The organism is Novosphingobium sp. NFX11 (assembly GCF_057376415.1).
On record NZ_CP080385.1, the window covers coordinates 1,702,818 to 1,720,491 of the forward strand.

The window sequence follows — 17,674 nt, forward strand, 5'->3', positions numbered from 1 at the left end:
GTCCGGACCACCGGACAATCCAGTCGTGCCGAGGGGACATGAGATGACGCCGCCGCTCCAACAGCAACCCCGCTACCTGCAGCTTGCCCAGACCCTGATCGCGGAGATCGAGGCGGGACGTTTCCCGGTGGGAGCGCTGATCCCCACGGAATTCGAGTTGTGCGCGCAGTTCGGCGCCAGTCGATTCACCGTGCGCGAAGCCATCAAGCGGCTGGTGCAACTGGGTATGGTGACGCGGCAGGCCGGTGTCGGCACTCGCGTCGTCGGTCCACGCCAGCAGGGCGGCTATGTGCAGGTGATCGAAGGGCTGAGCGACCTTCACCGCTTCACTTCCGAAACGCGGCTGGAACTGCACGGACGCGAGGTGATGGAAATCACCGGCGATCTTGCCGGGACGCTGGAGGCGAAGCCGGGTGAGGCGTGGCTGGTGCTCGATGCGGTACGCCGTACCGAGGCTGGTGTCGCGATCGCCCTGTCGCGGATCTACATTCATCCCGCCTTTCGCGGCGTCACGCTTGCCGACGCGGACGATCACACCCCGATCTACACGCGGATCGAGCAGCAGTTCGGGGAACGGATCGTAGAGGTGCAGCAGACCATCGAGGGCTTCGCCGTCGATGCGCGGTCGGCCGAGCGGCTGGGCGTCAAGCGCGGCGCGCCTGCCCTGCGGGTAACCCGCAAGTACAACAACCGGCGGGGCGAGGTGGTCGAGATGGCCGTCAGCACGCACCCCGCCGATCGCTATTCCTATTCGCAGACCTTCCGCCGCGACGATCGCGGCAACCTGACCTGAGAGGACCTTTCCATGTCGCTGCCCGCCCGTTCCATCCTGTTCGTGCCCGGCGACCGCGCCGATCGCTTCGAGAAGGCGGCCTGCAGCGGCGCGGACATGGTGGTGCTCGATCTTGAGGACGCGGTGTTGCCGGATCACAAGGTCGCCGCGCGCGACACGATCTACCAGGCGCTGGCAATGCTCGCCGAACCGCGCTTCGTGGTGCGGGTCAACAGTTTGGGAACCCCGTGGCATGAGGATGATGTCTGGGCGCTGGCGGGGCTGCCGGGGCTTGCCGGGCTGATGCTGCCCAAGGCGGAGAGGGCTGAGGATTTTGTCGATATGCGCCGGGCCAAGGTACCGCTGCACGCGCTGGTGGAAACGGTGCGAGGAGCGCTGGATCTGTCGGGTCTGTGCGGCGCGGAGGGCCTCGTGAGGCTGCATTTCGGCACCGTCGATTTTCAGGTCGATGCGGGTATCGACGGCGACCGGGAGGAGATCGATGCGATCCGTACCCAGATGGTGCTGCACTCGCGGCTGGCCGGCCTCCAGGCGCCGGTCGACGGCGTCTCGGTCGACCTTGCCGACGTGGAGGGAATGGCGCGGGATGCGGCGCGGTCGCGCCGCTTCGGTTTCGGCGGCAAGCTTTGCGTCCATCCCCGGCAGGTCGCGCCGGTGAACGCGGCATTTTCGCCCAGCGCGGCTTCGGTCGACTGGGCCCGCCGCGTGGTCGATGCCCTGTCGAACGGTCACGGCGCGGTGGCGGTCGACGGCAAGCTGGTCGACAAGCCCATCGTCGATCGCGCACACCGCGTGCTGGCGCAAAGCGAGAGCTACGGCGTGGTCGCCTGATCCCCACCTGATCGGCGCCTTTGGGGCTTGCGGCGGGGTACTCAGGGCGTGTGCGGGATGGTGCCGCCTGCCGGTCGATCGGGTCGCAGGCGGATCAGGCCTTCCTGCACGGTGCTGGCGACAAGGCGCCCGTCGCGGGTGTAGATGCTGCCTGCGGCCCTGCCGCGCCCACGGCCTGCCCAGTTGCTTTCGGTGGCGTAAAGCAGCCAGTCGTCCAGTGGAGCCTCTTCATGGAACCACACCGCGTGATCGAGACTGGCGGTCTGCATGCTCGTCTCGAACATGTTCACACCGTGCGGGATCAGCGCCGAACTCAGCAGAGCATAGTCGGAAACGTAGGCGAGCATGACCCGCTGCAGTGACGCGTCCACCGGGATCGATCCGCGCAGGCGGAACCATGTGCGCGAGACCGGCAGGTCCTTGCCTTGTTGCAGGAACGAGGGATAGCCGACCGGGCGCATCTCGAATGCGGAACGGCGTTCGAGATAGGCGCGCGCGACCTCGCCGATGTCCTCGCCATACTGCAGGGCCAGCGCATCTAGCGGCAGCAGCCCTTCCGGGTCGGGCACGCGCGGCATCGGTGATGCATGCTCGAGACCGGTTTCGAGCCTGTGGAACGAGGCTGTCAGCGTGAGCAGAGGCGCCTCGTTTTGCAGCACGACCGTCCGGCGTACCGCGAAACTGCCGCCATCGAAATCGCGCTCGACTTTCAGGAGCAACGGTTCCGCCTCGCGCCCCGGCCTGAGAAAGTGGGCGTGAAGATTGTGCGCGATCTTGTCGTCGACGGTATGCCGGGCCGCGTTGAACGCCTGGGCGACGAGCTGGCCGCCGAAGCATCGCCCGGTGGCTCCGGGTATGGGCGGAGCGCGGAACAGGTCGTCGTCGATCCGTTCCAGCGCGAATTGCCGCGCGAAGCCGTCAACCAGGTCGTCGTCAGAGTAATGTCCGGACAAATCAAGCATGGCCATGCCATAGCCGAATGGCGGTAACGATCAAGCGCTTCGCGCCGCCTTGTCTCGCCAGGAGCGGTCCGAAGCCCCATATCGGATTTGAGAGCAAGAAACAGAGCGCGGGCTGGATCTCGGGCTGGCAGAACGGCTTCATGACGAACGCAGACAGACATATCGATCGCACCGCAAGCGACCCGCGCTGGGCGCAGGTCGTCGCCCGTGACAAGAGCGCCGATGGCAAGTTGTGGTATTCGGTGGCGACCACCGGGATCTACTGTCGGCCCTCGTGTCCCTCGCGGACGGCCAACCCCGGAACGTGACGTTGCACGATACGCTGGAGAGCGCGCGGGCGACGGGATGCCGGCCGTGCCGGCGCTGTAATCCGGAAGGTGCATCCCGGGAGGCCGGCAACGCCGCTCTGGTGGAACAGGCATGCCGGTTGATCGAGGCATCGGACGAGCCGATTTCGCTCGATGACCTGGCGGCCGCGGTGGAACTGAGCCCCGCCTATTTCCACCGGCTGTTCAAGGCACAGACCGGCCTTACCCCGAAGGCCTATGCCGGTGCGCACCGTGCCCGCAAAGTGCGCGAGACTCTCGCGGCCGGCAGCCGGGTGACCGATGCGATCTATGAGGCGGGCTTCAACTCCAGCGGTCGCTTCTACGAGCAATCCTCGGCGATGCTGGGCATGACGCCGGGACGCTATCGGAGCGGCGGTGCCGACGAAGTGCTGCACTTCGCGGTTGCGCAGTGTTCGCTGGGCGCGATCCTCGTGGCTTCCAGCGACAGGGGTGGCATCGATCCTGCTCGGTGACGATCCCGACGAACTGGTCCGTGACCTGCAGGACCGCTTTGCGAAGGCGGAACTGATCGGCGCCGATGCGAACTACGAGCAGACGGTCGCAAAAGTCGTCGGTTTCGCCGAGGCGCCGAACATGGGGCTCGATCTTGCGCTGGATGTGCGCGGTACGGCCTTTCAGCAGCGCGTCTGGCAGGTTCTTCGCGGGATTCCGGCGGGCGAGACCGTTACTTACGCGGAAGTGGCACGGCGCATCGGTTCGCCCCGTGCCACGCGCGCGGTCGCCGGCGCCTGCGCGGCCAACCCCATCGCCATCGCCATTCCCTGCCACCGGGTGATCCGCAACGACGGCGCGCTTTCGGGCTACCGCTGGGGCGTGGAGCGCAAGCGCAGGCTCATCGAGATCGAGGGTGCGGCATGAGCACCGACATGGACGCCCGCGTCTCGGCCTATGACTGGCGGGCGATCGCGGACTGTCTCGACCGGGAAGGTTGGGCGATGCTGCCGGGCCTGCTCGACGGCGCCGAATGTGATGCCATGGCCGGGCTCTATGGACCGACCGATGCTTTTCGCAATCACATCCACATGGCGCGGCACGGCTTTGGCAGAGGTGAGTATCGCTACTTCGCCTACCCGTTGCCGCCGCTGGTAGCGGCGGCGCGCACCGGGCTCTATCGGCATCTCGCGCCGGTCGCCGACAGGTGGCACGAGCGGATGGGAATTGCGGCCCGCTTTCCCACCGACCACGCCGGTTTTCGTGCGCGCTGCCATGAAGCGGGCCAGACGCGACCGACGCCGTTGCTGCTGCAATACGGTGAAGGCGATTACAACTGCCTGCATCAGGATCTCTATGGCGATCACGTGTTCCCGCTGCAGGTGGCTGTGCTGCTGTCCGAACCCGACCGGGATTTTACCGGAGGCGAGTTCGTGCTCACCGAGCAGCGCCCGCGCATGCAGTCGCGCGCGGCGGTCGTTCCGCTCCGCAAGGGCGATGGGGTCATCTTCGCGGTGAACGTACGTCCACATCGTGGCACGCGGGGCGATTATCGGGTCGCCCTGCGCCACGGGGTCAGCACGCTGCGATCCGGAAGACGGCATGCGCTGGGGATCATCTTCCACGACGCGGCCTGACGGCTAAGAGCCCGTATCTCGGCGGCGCTCAGTTCCCCATCACGGGCAGCGCCAAGGCCGCGTCGAGCGCCGGAACACCGTGAGTAGTGGCCCACATCGCCGCCTGTGTCCGGTTCGCGACGTTCAGCTTGCGCAGGATCGCTTTCACGTGAACCTTCACCGTGGCCTCGGTCACGAGGAGCTTGCGGGCGATCCTCTTGTTCGAGTAGCCCGCCATCAGGCAGCACAGCACGTCGTTCTCGCGCTGGGAAAGCTTCGAGCCGCCGCCGTAGCCGGAATTGTGCGCGCCTCCGGGATCGTCACGCGGTTCGGGCGCGGCGGCCCGGAAATCCTCACGCCGCAGCATGTCCGCGACATCGGGCGGGATGACTTTGTGGCCCAGCGCGGCGAGGCGCAGCAGGGCGATCAGAGTGTCGCACGGCATGTCCTTCACGGCATAGCCTTGCGCGCCATGATCGAAGCAGTTCAGCATCGATGACAGGTCGAACTTTTCCGCCAGGATCAGCGCGCTGACCATGTCGCGGCTTGCCAGTTGCTGGAGGGAGTCGAGTTGCTCCGACAGGCTGGGAACGTCCACCAGAACCAGATGATCGCTTCGGTCAGGCAATTCAGGCAAGTCCTCCACGCTGGCGGAAGTCGAGATGACCTCGATCCCACCGTCCAGGATTATGCGCCGAAGCCCCTCGCGCGAAATGGAGCTGGGGTTGATGATCGAGACTGAAATACCCAATGGTCACCCTTCCGAGTCCCAACTCGGGCATTGAATTGCTCAATGTCCGGAGTGTTGTTCAAGTGCGGCCTTTCGAGGTCAGTCCTGTTGTTCGAGTATACAAGACGACATCCGGCGTCCGAATGCACGGGCGCGGCTTTCTCCCAATTATGATCTTTCCGTATTCGGCGGGCCTCCGGGATTTGTGATCGCCGTACTGGCAGATGACGATCCCTTTAACTCGCTACGTAGATAACCATATTTGGTCTTGGTCGGGTGCTACATTGGGATTTTTCAGTGTTTTGAGAGAATCACGCCAGAAATGCCGATTTTTGCGATGAACGGTTCATCGCGGGACGGTCAGAGCATCGACTCGTTAACGGTGATGGTGTCGCCCGGCATGATGATCAGGGCGGGGTCTCCAACCACGACCTTGCGCCCGCCACCCCAGCTCTTGCGCAGCACGACGACCGTGCCCTTGTTGGCGCGGGGCGTGAAACCGCCCGCCTTGGCGATCGCCTGAAGCAGCGACATCTGGCCGGCATACGTGTACTCGCCGGGCTTGCCGACTTCGCCCAGGATGTAGAACGGTCGATACGACATGACGTCCACCGCGACATGCGGGTTCAGCACGTAGCCGCCCTGGGTCAGCTTGGCGGTGATGGCGCCGGCCATCTGGTCCGGCGTGCTGCCGGCGGCCGATACGTCGGCGATGAGCGGCATCGTCACCGCGCCTGCCGTGCCGATCTCGTACTCGCCGGTCAGTGTCGGTTCGTCGAACACGGTTACACGCACTTTGTCGCCCGCGTCCAGGCGCATGCCCTGGGTAGCGCGCGCGTTCGCCTCGGACACATCGACGAGCGGATAGTTCTGAGTCGCGCATCCGGCGGTCAGCGCCGTGGCCAAGAGAAAAGCCGGAATGCCGGTGCAGCGGCGTGCGCGAGGCCTGAAAAGTCCCTGGATCATTTCGCCCTCCTTACGAGATCCCCGGTCCAAAGTCGGGGTACGATGCAATCCTATCCAAGTACCGTCGCGGTTCCATACCTCTTCGGTTGTGAAGAAAAATCAGCAAGTTCCGGGGCGATAGTCCGAAAGGGGTAGGTGGGTTTACGTCTTATGACCGTTTGCCTGCGGGCCATCGATACCGTCACTCTGACCCTCGCTGATCAGTTCTCTTTGTACGCAAACGGAAAGAGGTCTGGTCCTTCGGTAATCGCGACGCAGAGAGGTATCTCCATGGATGGGAATTCCGCCGGGACGCAGGCTCGGAGGCACGAATCCTTCTCGGATGCGATGCTGTCCGAGGGTTCAGAGCAGGCGGATCCGGTGCCGCTGGCTCCGATCGTGGCAGGCGCCCACTCGCGCTGGGATTGCTGGGATCTGCTGGCGCAGCCCGATCACGTGCTGGCGCGGCCGTTCGACATCATCATCGCCACTGCCGCGATCATCGCGTTCCTGCCGCTGTTCATCATCGTCGCCATCGCGATCTGGGTCGACCAGCCGGGGCCGGTGATCTTTGCCCAGCGCCGGGTAGGCCGCAACGGTCGCGGATTTCCGTGTTTCAAGTTCCGTTCTATGCAGATCGACGCCGAGAGCAGTCTCGAAGGCATCCTCAGCGAGAACCCGCATCTGCTCGCGCAGTGGGAGCGCGATCGCAAGCTGCCCAACGACCCGCGCGTCACCCGCGTCGGCCGGATCATCCGCGTCACCAGCCTCGACGAACTGCCGCAGCTGTTCAACGTCCTGCGCGGGGAGATGAGCATCGTCGGACCCCGCCCGATCGTGGTGGACGAGATGCCGCGTTACGGGCGCTACATCCATCACTACCTTGCCGTGCGGCCGGGTCTGACCGGGTTGTGGCAGGTCTCCGGGCGCAGCAGCGTGACCTATCGCCGCCGTATCGCCGCCGACATTCGCTATACCCGGGCGCGCACGCTTGCCTACGATGCGCGGATACTGGCGGCCACCATTCCCGCCGTCGCTTCCGGGCGAGGGTCCTGCTGATGCGGTTGGCATTTGCGCCAACCGGTCTGGGGCGAAAACGCTTCCAGCGCGCCGCGGCGCTCTGGCTCACCGGATCGTTCGTGCCCGCGTTCCTGTCGGGCACCGCACGGGCGCAGGACTATCCGGTCGAAGTGCCCGAATCGGTGGTCGAGCAGACCGATGCCGAGGGCATCCGCATCGGCACGATGAAGGTGCTGCCCCGGGTCAACTTCGACCTGCGCTACGACACCAACATCTATAACCAGCGCAGCAAGATAGACGACGGTGTCGCCGTGGTACGCCCCAGCGTCAGTCTGCAGAGCGACTTTTCCCGCCACGCGCTGCGTTTCGATGCCGCCGCCGAGGGCCGCCGCTACCTCGACACCAGCGCCGAGAACAGCAACCAGTGGTCGCTTTCGGCGGACGGGCGACTGGACTTCGCGGACCGCTTCGTGCTCGACGGCGACTTCGGCGTCGCGCGCAGGATCGAGCGGCGCGGCACGTTCGGCGACCAGTTCTTCACCGACCGCCCGGTATCCTACAACGAATACGGCGGCGGCCTGCGCCTGTCGAGCGGCGGCGGCATCATCGAGTGGCAGATCGGCGTCAGTTCACGCAAGCTGGACTATAACGATGCGCGCCAGAACGGGCTCCCAGTCGACCAGTCCTTCCGCGACGTCAGGCGCGATGCCGTGACCTTCCGGGGCGATTATCGCCGCTCCGACACCTTCGGTCTGTTCGTCAGGGCGACCGGTAACCGGCTGGCCTACGACATCGGCACCGGCCGCAATTCCAAGGGCTTCTCCGTGGTCGGCGGCGTCAGCTACCGGATAACGGACCTGGTGACGGCGGAAGCGGCGCTGGGCTACGTCAAGCAGGACACCCGCGATCCGGCCCGCCCGGACATCGGCGCGATGGACTACCACGTCAGCGTCAAGTGGACTCCCACCGCGCGCACCCGCTTCGAACTGAAGGGCGAGCGCACGGTGGAGCGCAGCCCGCTGATGCTGGGCTCCGCCGTCCTGCAGTCCACGCTGGTCGGCAATGCCTCGATCGCGCTGGGCAGCCGGACGCTGGTGGGGATCGAGGCCGGGTTCCTGCGCAACGAATACGAAGGCTTCGACCGCCGCGAGATCGCGCGTCTTCGGCGAAGCTACCGTGACCCGCACGATCTCCACCCGCATCGCCGCCTTCGTCGGCGTGAGTGCGCGGCGGCAGCGCGGGTCAGGCATCAATCCAAGGGAATACGACGGGGCAGCCGTTCGAGTGGGAGCCCGGATCGCGATCTGAGGCGCCACCATCTCCAGCGGCCGGAAGGGCAGGAGCAGACAATGAACAGTGCACACCAGATTATCAGTGCCGGGTCCGATCCGCGCGATCTTGCGCTGGCGCCCGGGCAATCGCTCATGCTGCCGTCGGCGCGCGTCGACCTTGGCGGGTCGATGGCGTTCTTCCGGCGCCGATCGGGGCTGATCGCGCTGGTCACCGGAGCGGCGCTGGCGATCGGCGCGGCGGTGACCTTCTCGATGCCGATCACGTACACGGCCGAGGCGGTCGTCAGCCTGCTGGCGCCGACCGACACGCCTGAGGCCGCGGCAAGCGCCGGGCGACAGGCCGGGCCTTCGCCGAACAGCTCTTACGTCGATACGCAAGTGGAGACGCTGAAATCGCGCGACCTTGCGCAGCGTGTCGCTTCCGCACTCGGCGTCCTCGACGGCAAGAGCGCGGCCCAGCAGGCCGAGATCGTCACCACCTACCAGAACAACGTCTCGGCCGTGCGCAGCGGCGAGAGCTACGCGCTCAAGGTCGCGTTCAAGGCGCCGAACGGGCAGGACGCGGCGAAAGTCGCCAACATGTACGCGCAGCAGTTCACCCAGATCGAGGTCAAGGCCGCGCACGAGAGCAACACCGAAACCGCCAAGCTGGTCGCGCCCCGGCTCGAGCAACTGCGCCAGCAGGCCCACGCGGATACCGAGCGGCTGCAGCGCTACCGCATCGCCAACGGCCTCTTGAGCACTTCGGGGGCCTCGCTGACCGAGCAGGAGATTTCCAGCTACAACCAGGAAGTCACCAAGGCCCGCGCCGAGGCGGCCGAGAGCCAGGCGCGGCTCGCGACCGCGCAGGCGCAGCTGCGCTCTGGATCGGCGGGCGACGACGTGGGCGAGGCGCTCGGCTCGGGCGTGATCGGCTCGCTGCGTGCGCGGGAATCGCAGATCGGCGGCGAGGTCGCCAACATGCAGGCGCGCTACGGCCCCAATCATCCCCAGCTCGTGCGCAGCCGGAGCGAACTCGCCGAAGTGCGCAGCGACATCAGGAACGAGATTACCCGCATCATGTCCAACCTGCAGGCGCAGCGCGATGTGGCGGACCAGCGCCTCGCCTCGCTCAGCTCCAGCCTCGGTGCGGCGCGCGGGAACCTTGCGCGCAACAACGCGGCGATGGTCGGCCTCGATGAACTGGAGCGCACCGCGCAGTCCTCGCAGGCGATGTACGAGACGTACCTCAACAGCTACCGCCAGCTGATCGCGCAGGACGGCACCCAGCGGCCGAACGCCCGCGTGCTGTCGCTGGCCGAGGTGCCGCTGCTGCCAAGCTCGCCCAACATTCCCATGAACATGCTGCTGGCGCTGGTGATCGGCCTCGGCGCCGGGCTTGCCGCCGCTTACGTCGCCGAGGCGCTGTTCCGCGGCGTGACGACGTCGGACGAAGTCGAGCAGGGGCTGGGCAGCCGCTACCTCGGCGCGATCCCGCTGCTCGCCTCGGTCAGCCGCAAGTCGCGGCGCGAGGTGCCAGCGATCACGCAGGAACCGCGCTCCGCCTTCGCCGAATCGTTCCGCTCGCTGCGCACCTCGATCGAGCAGGCGGTCTATGGCCCGGCGCAGATCATAGCGGTGACCTCGGCGCTGCCCAAGGAGGGCAAGACGACGGTGGCCTCCTGCCTCGCGCAGACGCTGGCGGTGAGCGGACGCGGCGCGATCCTCGTCGACTGCGATTTGCGCGGGCGCGGTGTCAGCAAGCTGCTGCGCCTCTCGCCCGAGCACCCGGGCCTGATCGAAGTGCTCGAAGGCAAGGTTTCGCTCGCCGATGCGCTGGTGACCGAGGAATCGGGGCTTTGTGTCCTGCCGGTAAAGCCTTCCGACCTTGCCCATGACACGCTGCTGACGGGCGAGACTTTCACCCGGTTGCTGCAGGAATTGCGCGCCTGCTTCGATTATGTCGTGCTCGACCTGCCGCCGGTGCTGCCGATCGCGGCGGGCCGCACCCTGGCCGGAATGGCCGACGCGACGGTGCTTGTGGTGCGCTGGCGCAAGACGATGAAGGGGGCGGCGCGCTCGGCCCTGGGCATGCTGCCGCGTGAGAGCGTCAACGTCGTGGGCGTGACGATCAACCGGATGGACATGCGCCGCAAGCGCCTCTTCGGCTACTCCGACCCGGCCTACTTCTACCGTGAATACAAGGCCTATTACGCATGACACTGAACCTGGCCGAACCCCCGGTGGCGGGACGGCACACCCGGTTCAGCGAACCGCGCGTCGCCATCGTCCATTACTGGCTGGTGTCGATGCGCGGCGGGGAGCGGGTGCTGGAGCGGCTGCTCGGCCTGTTCCCGGGCGCGGACGTCTTCACCCACGTCTACGATGAAAGCCGGATGTCGGAGAGCATCCGCAAGGCCAATGTGACGACGACCTGGATCAACGGCTTGCCGTTCTCGCGCCGGTTGTACCAGTATTACCTGCCGCTGATGCCGATGGCATTGGAGCATCTCGACCTGACCGGCTACGACCTCGTCATCAGCAGCGAGAGCGGGCCGGCCAAGGGGTGATCACCAGCCCCCATGCGCAGCACTTGTGCTACTGCCACTCGCCGATGCGGTATTTGTGGGATCACTACCACCTCTACCGCAAGGACGCCAATCCGATCGCCCGCGCGGCGATGCCGCTGATCTACCACCGGATGCGGCAATGGGACATGTCGTCCAGCGCAAGGGTGGACACGATCGTCGCCAACAGCAGCTTCATCCGCGAGCGCGTGCGCAAGTTCTGGCGGCGCGAGTCCGAGGTCATCCACCCGCCGGTCGATACGCGCATCTTCACCCCCAGCCTCGACGTCGATGATCACTACCTGTGGGTCGGCCAGATGGTGCCCTACAAGCGCCCCGACCTTGCGGTGGAGGCGTTCAACCGCACCGGACTGCCGCTGCTCATGGTGGGTGACGGCGGGATGCTCGCCAGGCTCAAGCGCGTCGCCGGGCCGAACATCCGCTTCGTCTCGCGGCTGGGTTTCAACGAGTTGCGGCAGGCTTATGCGCGGGCGCGGGGCCTGGTGTTCACGGCGGAGGAGGACTTCGGCATCGTCCCGGTGGAGGCCATGGCCTCGGGCCGCCCGGTGCTGGCCTACGGGCGCGGCGGCGTGCTCGACAGCGTGGTGCCGGGCGAAACCGGCCTGTTTTTCGAACGACAGACGGCGGACTCGCTGGTCGACGGGATCGAGCGGTTCGAGCGCTGGCTCCCCGAATTCGACCCAAGCGTCGCGGTCGCGCAGTCCAACCGCTTCGCGCCCGAGCATTTCGATCGCAAGATCCTTACGGCGGTGGGGCAACTGTCATGAGCTTCACTTTCGTCGGTCTGGTGCAACTTGTGATCGGCTTCGTGCTGCTGTTCCGCTCGATGCCCGCGATGCTGCTGTTCCTGATGGCTTCGGGCCTGTTCGGCGGGGCGGCGGCGGTGACGGTGCCGGCGCTGGGCAACAGCTCGATCCCGCCGATCCAGTTCGCGCTTGTCTTCGTTTACTTGCGCGTGCTGATGCCGAGCGGCGGCTATTTCGAACTCTGGCGCGACGGGGTGAAGGACAACTTCCCGCTCGTGCTCTTCACGCTCTACGGCATGGTCGCCGCGCTGGTCGCACCGCGCATCTTCGCCGGGCAGATCGACGTCGCGCCGATGCGCTTCGACGATGCGCGTAGCCTGTTCGATACGGTGCCGTTGAAGCCGACTTCGCAGAACATCACAGCCTGTGTGTACCTCTTGGGTGCCCTTATGGTCACGTTGAGTGCCTATGTGGCGGTGCGTACGGCGGGCGGGATCGAGGCTCTGGTCAAGGGCGGCGTCGTCATCGGCTGGGTCCACGCGCTGACCGGCCTGATCGCCTCGCAGACCAAGGGCACCTGGGTGCAGGACGTATTCGCGCTGTTCCGCAACGGCACTTACGCGCAGCTTGATCAGTCTTATCAAGGGTTTAACCGGGTAGACGGGCTTTTCCCAGAAGCCTCCGGCTGGGCCGCCTTCGCGCTCGGCTGGTTCGTGTTCAACGCCGAGTGCTGGTATCGCTCGGTCTGGGCACGCCACACCGGCACGGCCGCGCTCCTGCTGGGCGGAGTCCTGTTCCTCAGCACCTCCAGCACCGCCTACGTCGGCCTCGCCTGCTACGCCGCGTTTTTCGCCGCGCGCGCTGCGCTGTTCCCTGCGGCAGCGCAGCCGCAGCGGCTTCGTCAGGCGGGCTTCGCGCTCGTCGCGCTGGCGTTCATGGTGGCGGTGGCAATCGCGGTAGTGCCTGGAATGGCAGCGAAAATCGGCCAGATGGTCGTGCATATGACGGTGGACAAGGGCACCAGCGTGTCCGGCCAGCAGCGCCTGTTCTGGGCGATGCAGGGGGTGACCGCCTTCATCGCCTCGGGCGGGCTCGGCATCGGGCCGGGCAGCTTCCGCTCGTCCAGCCTGTTCATGGCGATCCTTGGCACGATGGGCGTCATCGGCATCGGCACTTTCGCGTGGTATCTCATCAGCGTGGTACGACCGATCGGCGCCACCGTGGCCGCAAGCGGGCACGAGGCGATGATCGCGGTGATGCGCGCCTGCGCGGTCACGGCGCCAATCATCCTGATCCCGGCGGCGGTGTCCTCCCCAACAGCCACCCGGGCACCAGCTTCGCGATCTTCGCAGGCGCCGCGCTCGGCCTCAGGCGGATGATCCCGCACGTGGTGAGGATGCCCGACCTGGCGATGCTGGTCAGCCGCCGCCTGTCCGGCTCTCCGCCGCAAGCCGTTGTAACTGCCGGGTCTTCCAGAGGGAGCGCCTGATGCATTTCCGATCGATCAACGACCTCTACCGCGATGTCTGGCGTGGCCTTTCCCGGCTGCCGCAGGACATCGACCTGGTGGTTGGCGTGCCCCGCAGCGGGATGCTGCCCGCCTCGATGGTCGCTCTCGCGCGCAACCTGCCGCTGGCGGACATCGATGGTTTTGCGCAAGGGCGGCTGCTCTCCTCCGGACACACCCGGCGCGAGGAAGGGGCCGCTTCCCGGTTCGCCCATGTCCTCGTTATCGATGACAGCTGCCGCACCGGCGCCTCCATGCAGGAGGCGCGTGCGAAGCTGGCGCACCTCGACTGCCGCATCACCTTCGCGGCGGTCTACGGCGTGCCGGGCAAGTCCGGCGGCGCCGACTTCGTGTTCGAGACTGTCCCGGAACCACGCGTTTTCGAGTGGAACGTACTCCATCATCCGATCGTCTCGCGCTCCTGCTTCGACATTGACGGCGTGCTCTGCGTCGACCCGACCGAGCGCGAGAACGACGACGGCGCCCGCTACCTGAACTTCCTTGCCAGCGCCGTGCCGCTCCACCGCCCGCGCCGAGAGATCGCGATGCTGGTGACCAGCCGGCTGGAGAAGTACCGTGCGCCGACCGAGGACTGGCTGGACCGTCACGGCGTCCGTTACGGCCAGCTCCGGATGCTCGACCTCCCCGACGCCGCCGCGCGGCGGCGCCTGCGGGCACACGGCAGTTTCAAGGCGGAGGTTTACCGCGAAGCCGCCTGCGACCTGTTCGTGGAGAGCGAACTGCCGCAGGCCCGCGACATTGCGCGGCTGTCCGGCAAACCCGTGCTCAGCCTTCAGGACCCGCAGATGCTGATGCCGGGGATGATGAACCCGCAGGCGATCCGCCATACGCTGGCTCCGCACCGGTTCCGCGCGCGTGTCGGCCGGATGGTCTCGCGCGTGCTGCGAGCAGGGTAGCGGTGAAGCACCAGCCGGTGATCGATGCAGGGAGCGACGGGGCTGCGACGCCCCGCCATTCGCATCGGCGGCAGGTCTTCGTACCGGGTGATCTGCACAATCTCGGCGACCTCAAGCTGGTGCTGCAGAACCTTGCGGTCTCGCGAGGGGAGGGCGGAGCGGTGCGGTACTGGGCGCGGCTCCCCGCAGCGATCGTCAGGCAGGTCGAGGAGGCAGGCGGCGAACTCACGCCGGGCAAGCGCCTGCTTGACTTCGCGGGCCGGGCCTTCGGGACCGATCTCGTGATTGGCGGCGGCCAGATCGTGCGGGACAACGTGTCGATCGCGTCGATGTTCGGCCTTGCACTGGCCGCCGTAAGCGCACGCGCGGGCGGCGGGCGCGTGGTCACGCGGGGGCTTGGGGTGAGTGTGATCCGTTCACGCTCCCGGCGTTTTCTCTGGCGCATGGTGCTGCGACGCTGTGCCGTGGTGAACGTGCGCGATGCGGCTTCCGCGCGTAATCTGGCCGATCTGCTGCCGGGCAAGGCGGTGGCGGTCCTCGCCGACATGGTGTTCCTGCCGATCGGCGCCTATGTCGAAGCCGAACGCGGGCCGGTCGCGCGTTGGATCGTGGTGGCGCCTTGCGACGACGGCAGCGAGCGCCGCTCGCTTGACGGCGCCGCGCTCGATGCGGTGCTCGATGCAGCGCAGGCGGCATTGCCCGACGCGCGGGTCGCCATTGCCTGCCACGACCCGCGCAGATCGATGGACAAGGTGTCCGCTGCCCGTCTCGCAGGCCGCTGGCAGGGGCGTGAGCCCCATGTCTTCGACAGTTTCGAACTGGAAACCCTGACGCAGCTCTATCGCGACGCCGCCCTGGTGGTGACGAACCGGCTGCATTCGCTGATCTTCGCGATCCTCGCCGATGCGCCCGCGCTGGCGATCGAGGACGGCACGGCCAAGGTCCGTGTCGTGGCCGACGACTTCGCGATCCCCCTGATCGGCCGTGAGGAGGCGGGCAAGGCCGGAGCCAAAGTCGCGGCGGCGCTGGCGTTCGATGTCGCGGCCCGGGCGCAAGTCCGGCAGGAACTCGGGCGCAGGGCGGCGCTCAACCTCGATTGATACCCGAAAGGGCTAATCCCGCTGCGCCGCCGCTCGCCCGCCGTGGCACTTTCCGTCCAGGCGGGGAGACGGCATCACGGCACCGTGCAGTATCCCGCTGCCTCGACATCGGCGCGGCCGTCAGGCCCTGCACGATTCCCGGTGGTCCGGGTGATGCGCGCGATGACGGCGATCGTCGCAGCTGTCGGCCTGTGCTCCTATGCACTGCCTGCCGCCGTGCGCGCGCCGGTCTCCGTGGCGGCCCGATCCGGGCCGATGATGCTCCGCAATCCGGTCGTGAAGCCACCATTCGGTTCCGCCGCACCGGCGGCCGATACCGCCGGCTCACCCGAAAAGGCGCACTTGCTCAACGATGCGCGGCGTTTCGATGCGCCTCCGGGCCTCGCGAAGCCCTTCGCCTTCGCGGGCGGGAACGAGGACCACGTGCGAGCAGTCACGTGCCTTGCTGCGGCGGGCTGGTACGAGGCGGGCGACGATGCTGCGGGGGAGCGTGCGGTGATGCAGGTGGTGCTCAACCGCGTGCGCCACGGGGTCTACCCGGCGAGCGTTTGCGGCGTGGTGTTCCAGGGTTCCGAACTATCGACCGGCTGCCAGTTCACTTTCACCTGCGACGGCGCGATGACGCGGCGGCCAGCGCCCGAAGCCTGGCGGCGTGCGCGGGTTCTCGCAGCGGCGGCGCTGTCCGGAGCGGTGGACCCGGCGGTGGGCGATGCCACGCATTACCATGCGGACTACGTCTATCCCTACTGGGCGCCGAGCCTCACGAAAGTCGCGCAGGTCGGCGCGCATGTGTTCTACCGGTTCGCCGGTGGACATCTGATCCGCCCGAATGCGCCGGAGCCCGTGATCGAGCGGCTCGGGACACTCATGAGATCGGAGCAGGCAGAAGTCGAAACCACCGCAGCGTCCTTGCCTGCCGTCACGGAGCCCGCATTCGCCGCCGCACATCCGTCCGTCATGGCAGGGAACCCCGGCGGTGTTCAGGGTGACGCGATACTTCTCTCCATCGATCCGGCGATGCCTCCGGGACGGTGGGCGATGGATGCGCTTTCTCGCTGTGCGGGCAAGGCCAGTTGCCGTGTCGTCGCCTGGTCCTCTCCCGCAATGCTGGAGGCCAACCGCCTGCGGTCGCCGTCCCAGCGCGACCTTCCGGTCTTCGTCTTCATCCGCGACCCGGCGAGCCACCGCGACCTGGCGCTGTGGGATTGCTCCGCCGTGACCCGTCCGGATATGCGGCAATGCCTGCCGCCCGACCGCGTCGCCGTCCAGAGACTGCTCCATACTCCGCTTTAAGGTTAAGAAACCGTCAGATTTCCTGCTCCCGTGCGGACCGGCGCAAGCCCGGGGCCGCGCGTCCCGTTGCGCCTTCCGGAGGGTATGATCGCCCGATATGCGGCCGATCCGGATTCGCCCTCTGGAGCAACGACAATAATGTCCGAATACGGTTTCCCTCTCTCTCGACGTCACCTGATCGGCGCGCTTGCGACCGCTCCCCTCCTTCCTTCCATCGCACGGGGCGCTACCCCTTCCATCAGCCGGCTGATGGTGCAGGGGCGTCCGCAAGACACCCAATCGCCTTACAAGCTGGCTAACATATTGCCTGCGCTCGACAAGCTGGGCGGCGTGCGCAAGATGCGCTGCCGCGAGCCTTACAGCGGAACCGCAGGCTGGGCGACTTACGTGGGCCTCGCAAGGGCGGGCGTGCGGTTCTGCTTCACGCTTTCGGTGCGGGACATCCGCAAGAGCATCGCCGACATGAAGGCGTTCGTGGCGACCGTTCCCAATTCGATCTTCGCCATCGAGTTTCCCAACGAGCCGGATCTCAATCCGGTCACCTACAATGGCGTGACCGACAAGCGCATGGGCTTCCGCACCGGCAATGCACCGGCGCTGATGGCGTTCATCAAGGACTTCCACGCCGCCATCAAGGTGGACCCGGTGCTGCGCTCGATCCCGCTGGTCGCCAGCAACGACTTCATGCAGGCGCAGCAGGCGCCGTACACCGACTTGGCCAATTCCCACATCTACCCGACGCCGCCGTCCGACGTCGCCGGGCGCGTGGCGGGGTTCAAGCAGAAGGTGGTCGAGAGCAAGACTACCCAGGGCATCATCACCGAGTGGGGCCGCACGACCGGGGGAAGCGCCAGCAACAATACCTCGCCGCCGGTCACGATCGCCCAGCAGGCGACGTTGCTGGCGTCCGACGTCAAGACCGCGATGGCGCAGTCCTACGTCCACACGATCAGCATCTACGAGCTGTTCTGCTGGAAGGGCACGAGCGAGATCACCAATTTCGGCCTGTTCAACAACGACCTGACTCCGCGCCCGGCGGTGGCGGCGATCCGTTCCGCGGTAGGCGCGTGAGGA

At 66.7% G+C, this 17,674-nt stretch carries 13 protein-coding genes and 2 pseudogenes; 12 read left to right on the forward strand and 3 right to left on the reverse strand.

Translation table 11 applies throughout. The annotated features are described in order from the left end of the window. Positions 1–43: 43 nt before the first annotated feature. Both KZO24_RS25565 and KZO24_RS25570 read left to right on the forward strand, forming a co-directional pair. The gene (locus KZO24_RS25565; RefSeq protein WP_271183866.1) at positions 44–793 is read left to right on the forward strand and encodes a GntR family transcriptional regulator; all 750 of its coding nucleotides are present in this window, start codon (positions 44–46) and stop codon (positions 791–793) included. 12 nt (positions 794–805) lie between these two features. Continuing rightward, a complete protein-coding gene (locus KZO24_RS25570; protein WP_271183867.1) occupies positions 806–1,624 on the forward strand; it encodes an HpcH/HpaI aldolase/citrate lyase family protein in 819 nt (272 codons plus the stop codon). 41 nt (positions 1,625–1,665) lie between these two features. On the opposite strand, the gene KZO24_RS25575 is transcribed toward KZO24_RS25570, so the two are convergent. Beyond that, entirely contained in the window at positions 1,666–2,586 is a 921-nt protein-coding gene (locus KZO24_RS25575) for an acyl-CoA thioesterase (protein WP_271183868.1), read from the reverse strand. 140 nt (positions 2,587–2,726) lie between these two features. Between KZO24_RS25575 and ada the strand changes: the two are divergent. Beyond that, positions 2,727–3,794, forward strand: a pseudogene (gene ada, locus KZO24_RS25580) (bifunctional DNA-binding transcriptional regulator/O6-methylguanine-DNA methyltransferase Ada). Positions 3,795–3,802: 8 nt separating this feature from the next. Then, on the forward strand, positions 3,803–4,504 hold the full coding sequence (locus KZO24_RS25585; RefSeq protein WP_486487407.1) for a 2OG-Fe(II) oxygenase: 702 nt from the start codon (positions 3,803–3,805) through the stop codon (positions 4,502–4,504). Positions 4,505–4,532: 28 nt separating this feature from the next. Here the strand turns inward: KZO24_RS25585 and KZO24_RS25590 are convergent, their stop codons facing one another. Next, positions 4,533–5,234 carry a LuxR C-terminal-related transcriptional regulator gene (locus KZO24_RS25590; RefSeq protein ID WP_271183871.1) on the reverse strand — a complete coding sequence of 234 codons (702 nt, stop codon included), beginning with the start codon at positions 5,232–5,234 and terminating at the stop codon, positions 4,533–4,535. 339 nt (positions 5,235–5,573) lie between these two features. After that, a complete protein-coding gene (locus tag KZO24_RS25595) occupies positions 5,574–6,179 on the reverse strand; it encodes a polysaccharide biosynthesis/export family protein (protein ID WP_271183872.1) in 606 nt (201 codons plus the stop codon). Between the two features lie 270 nt (positions 6,180–6,449). Between KZO24_RS25595 and KZO24_RS25600 the strand changes: the two genes are divergently transcribed. From KZO24_RS25600 to KZO24_RS25635, 8 genes and pseudogenes are all read left to right on the forward strand, one after another. Then, a complete protein-coding gene (locus KZO24_RS25600) occupies positions 6,450–7,217 on the forward strand; it encodes a sugar transferase (RefSeq protein WP_271183873.1) in 768 nt (255 codons plus the stop codon). Then, entirely contained in the window at positions 7,217–10,669 is a 3,453-nt protein-coding gene (locus KZO24_RS25605) for an outer membrane beta-barrel protein (RefSeq protein WP_486487408.1), read from the forward strand. The genes KZO24_RS25600 and KZO24_RS25605 overlap by 1 nt, the downstream gene beginning before the upstream one ends. After that, positions 10,666–11,804: pseudogene (locus KZO24_RS25610) on the forward strand (glycosyltransferase). Before KZO24_RS25605 ends, KZO24_RS25610 begins: the two are co-directional and overlap by 4 nt. Then, on the forward strand, positions 11,801–13,162 hold the full coding sequence (locus KZO24_RS25615; RefSeq protein ID WP_486487409.1) for a glycoside hydrolase: 1,362 nt from the start codon (positions 11,801–11,803) through the stop codon (positions 13,160–13,162). The pseudogene KZO24_RS25610 and the gene KZO24_RS25615 overlap by 4 nt, the downstream one beginning before the upstream one ends. A 109-nt stretch (positions 13,163–13,271) precedes the next feature. After that, positions 13,272–14,207 (forward strand): phosphoribosyltransferase family protein, encoded by a 936-nt coding sequence (locus tag KZO24_RS25620; protein ID WP_271183877.1) that lies wholly within the window; start codon positions 13,272–13,274, stop codon positions 14,205–14,207. Positions 14,208–14,209: 2 nt separating this feature from the next. Continuing rightward, positions 14,210–15,307 carry a polysaccharide pyruvyl transferase family protein gene (locus KZO24_RS25625; RefSeq protein ID WP_486487410.1) on the forward strand — a complete coding sequence of 366 codons (1,098 nt, stop codon included), beginning with the start codon at positions 14,210–14,212 and terminating at the stop codon, positions 15,305–15,307. A gap of 42 nt (positions 15,308–15,349) precedes the next feature. Next, the gene (locus KZO24_RS25630) at positions 15,350–16,600 is read left to right on the forward strand and encodes a cell wall hydrolase (protein ID WP_271183879.1); all 1,251 of its coding nucleotides are present in this window, start codon (positions 15,350–15,352) and stop codon (positions 16,598–16,600) included. 303 nt (positions 16,601–16,903) lie between these two features. Then, the gene (locus KZO24_RS25635) at positions 16,904–17,671 is read left to right on the forward strand and encodes a calcium-binding protein (protein WP_486487411.1); all 768 of its coding nucleotides are present in this window, start codon (positions 16,904–16,906) and stop codon (positions 17,669–17,671) included. Positions 17,672–17,674 lie beyond the last annotated feature (3 nt).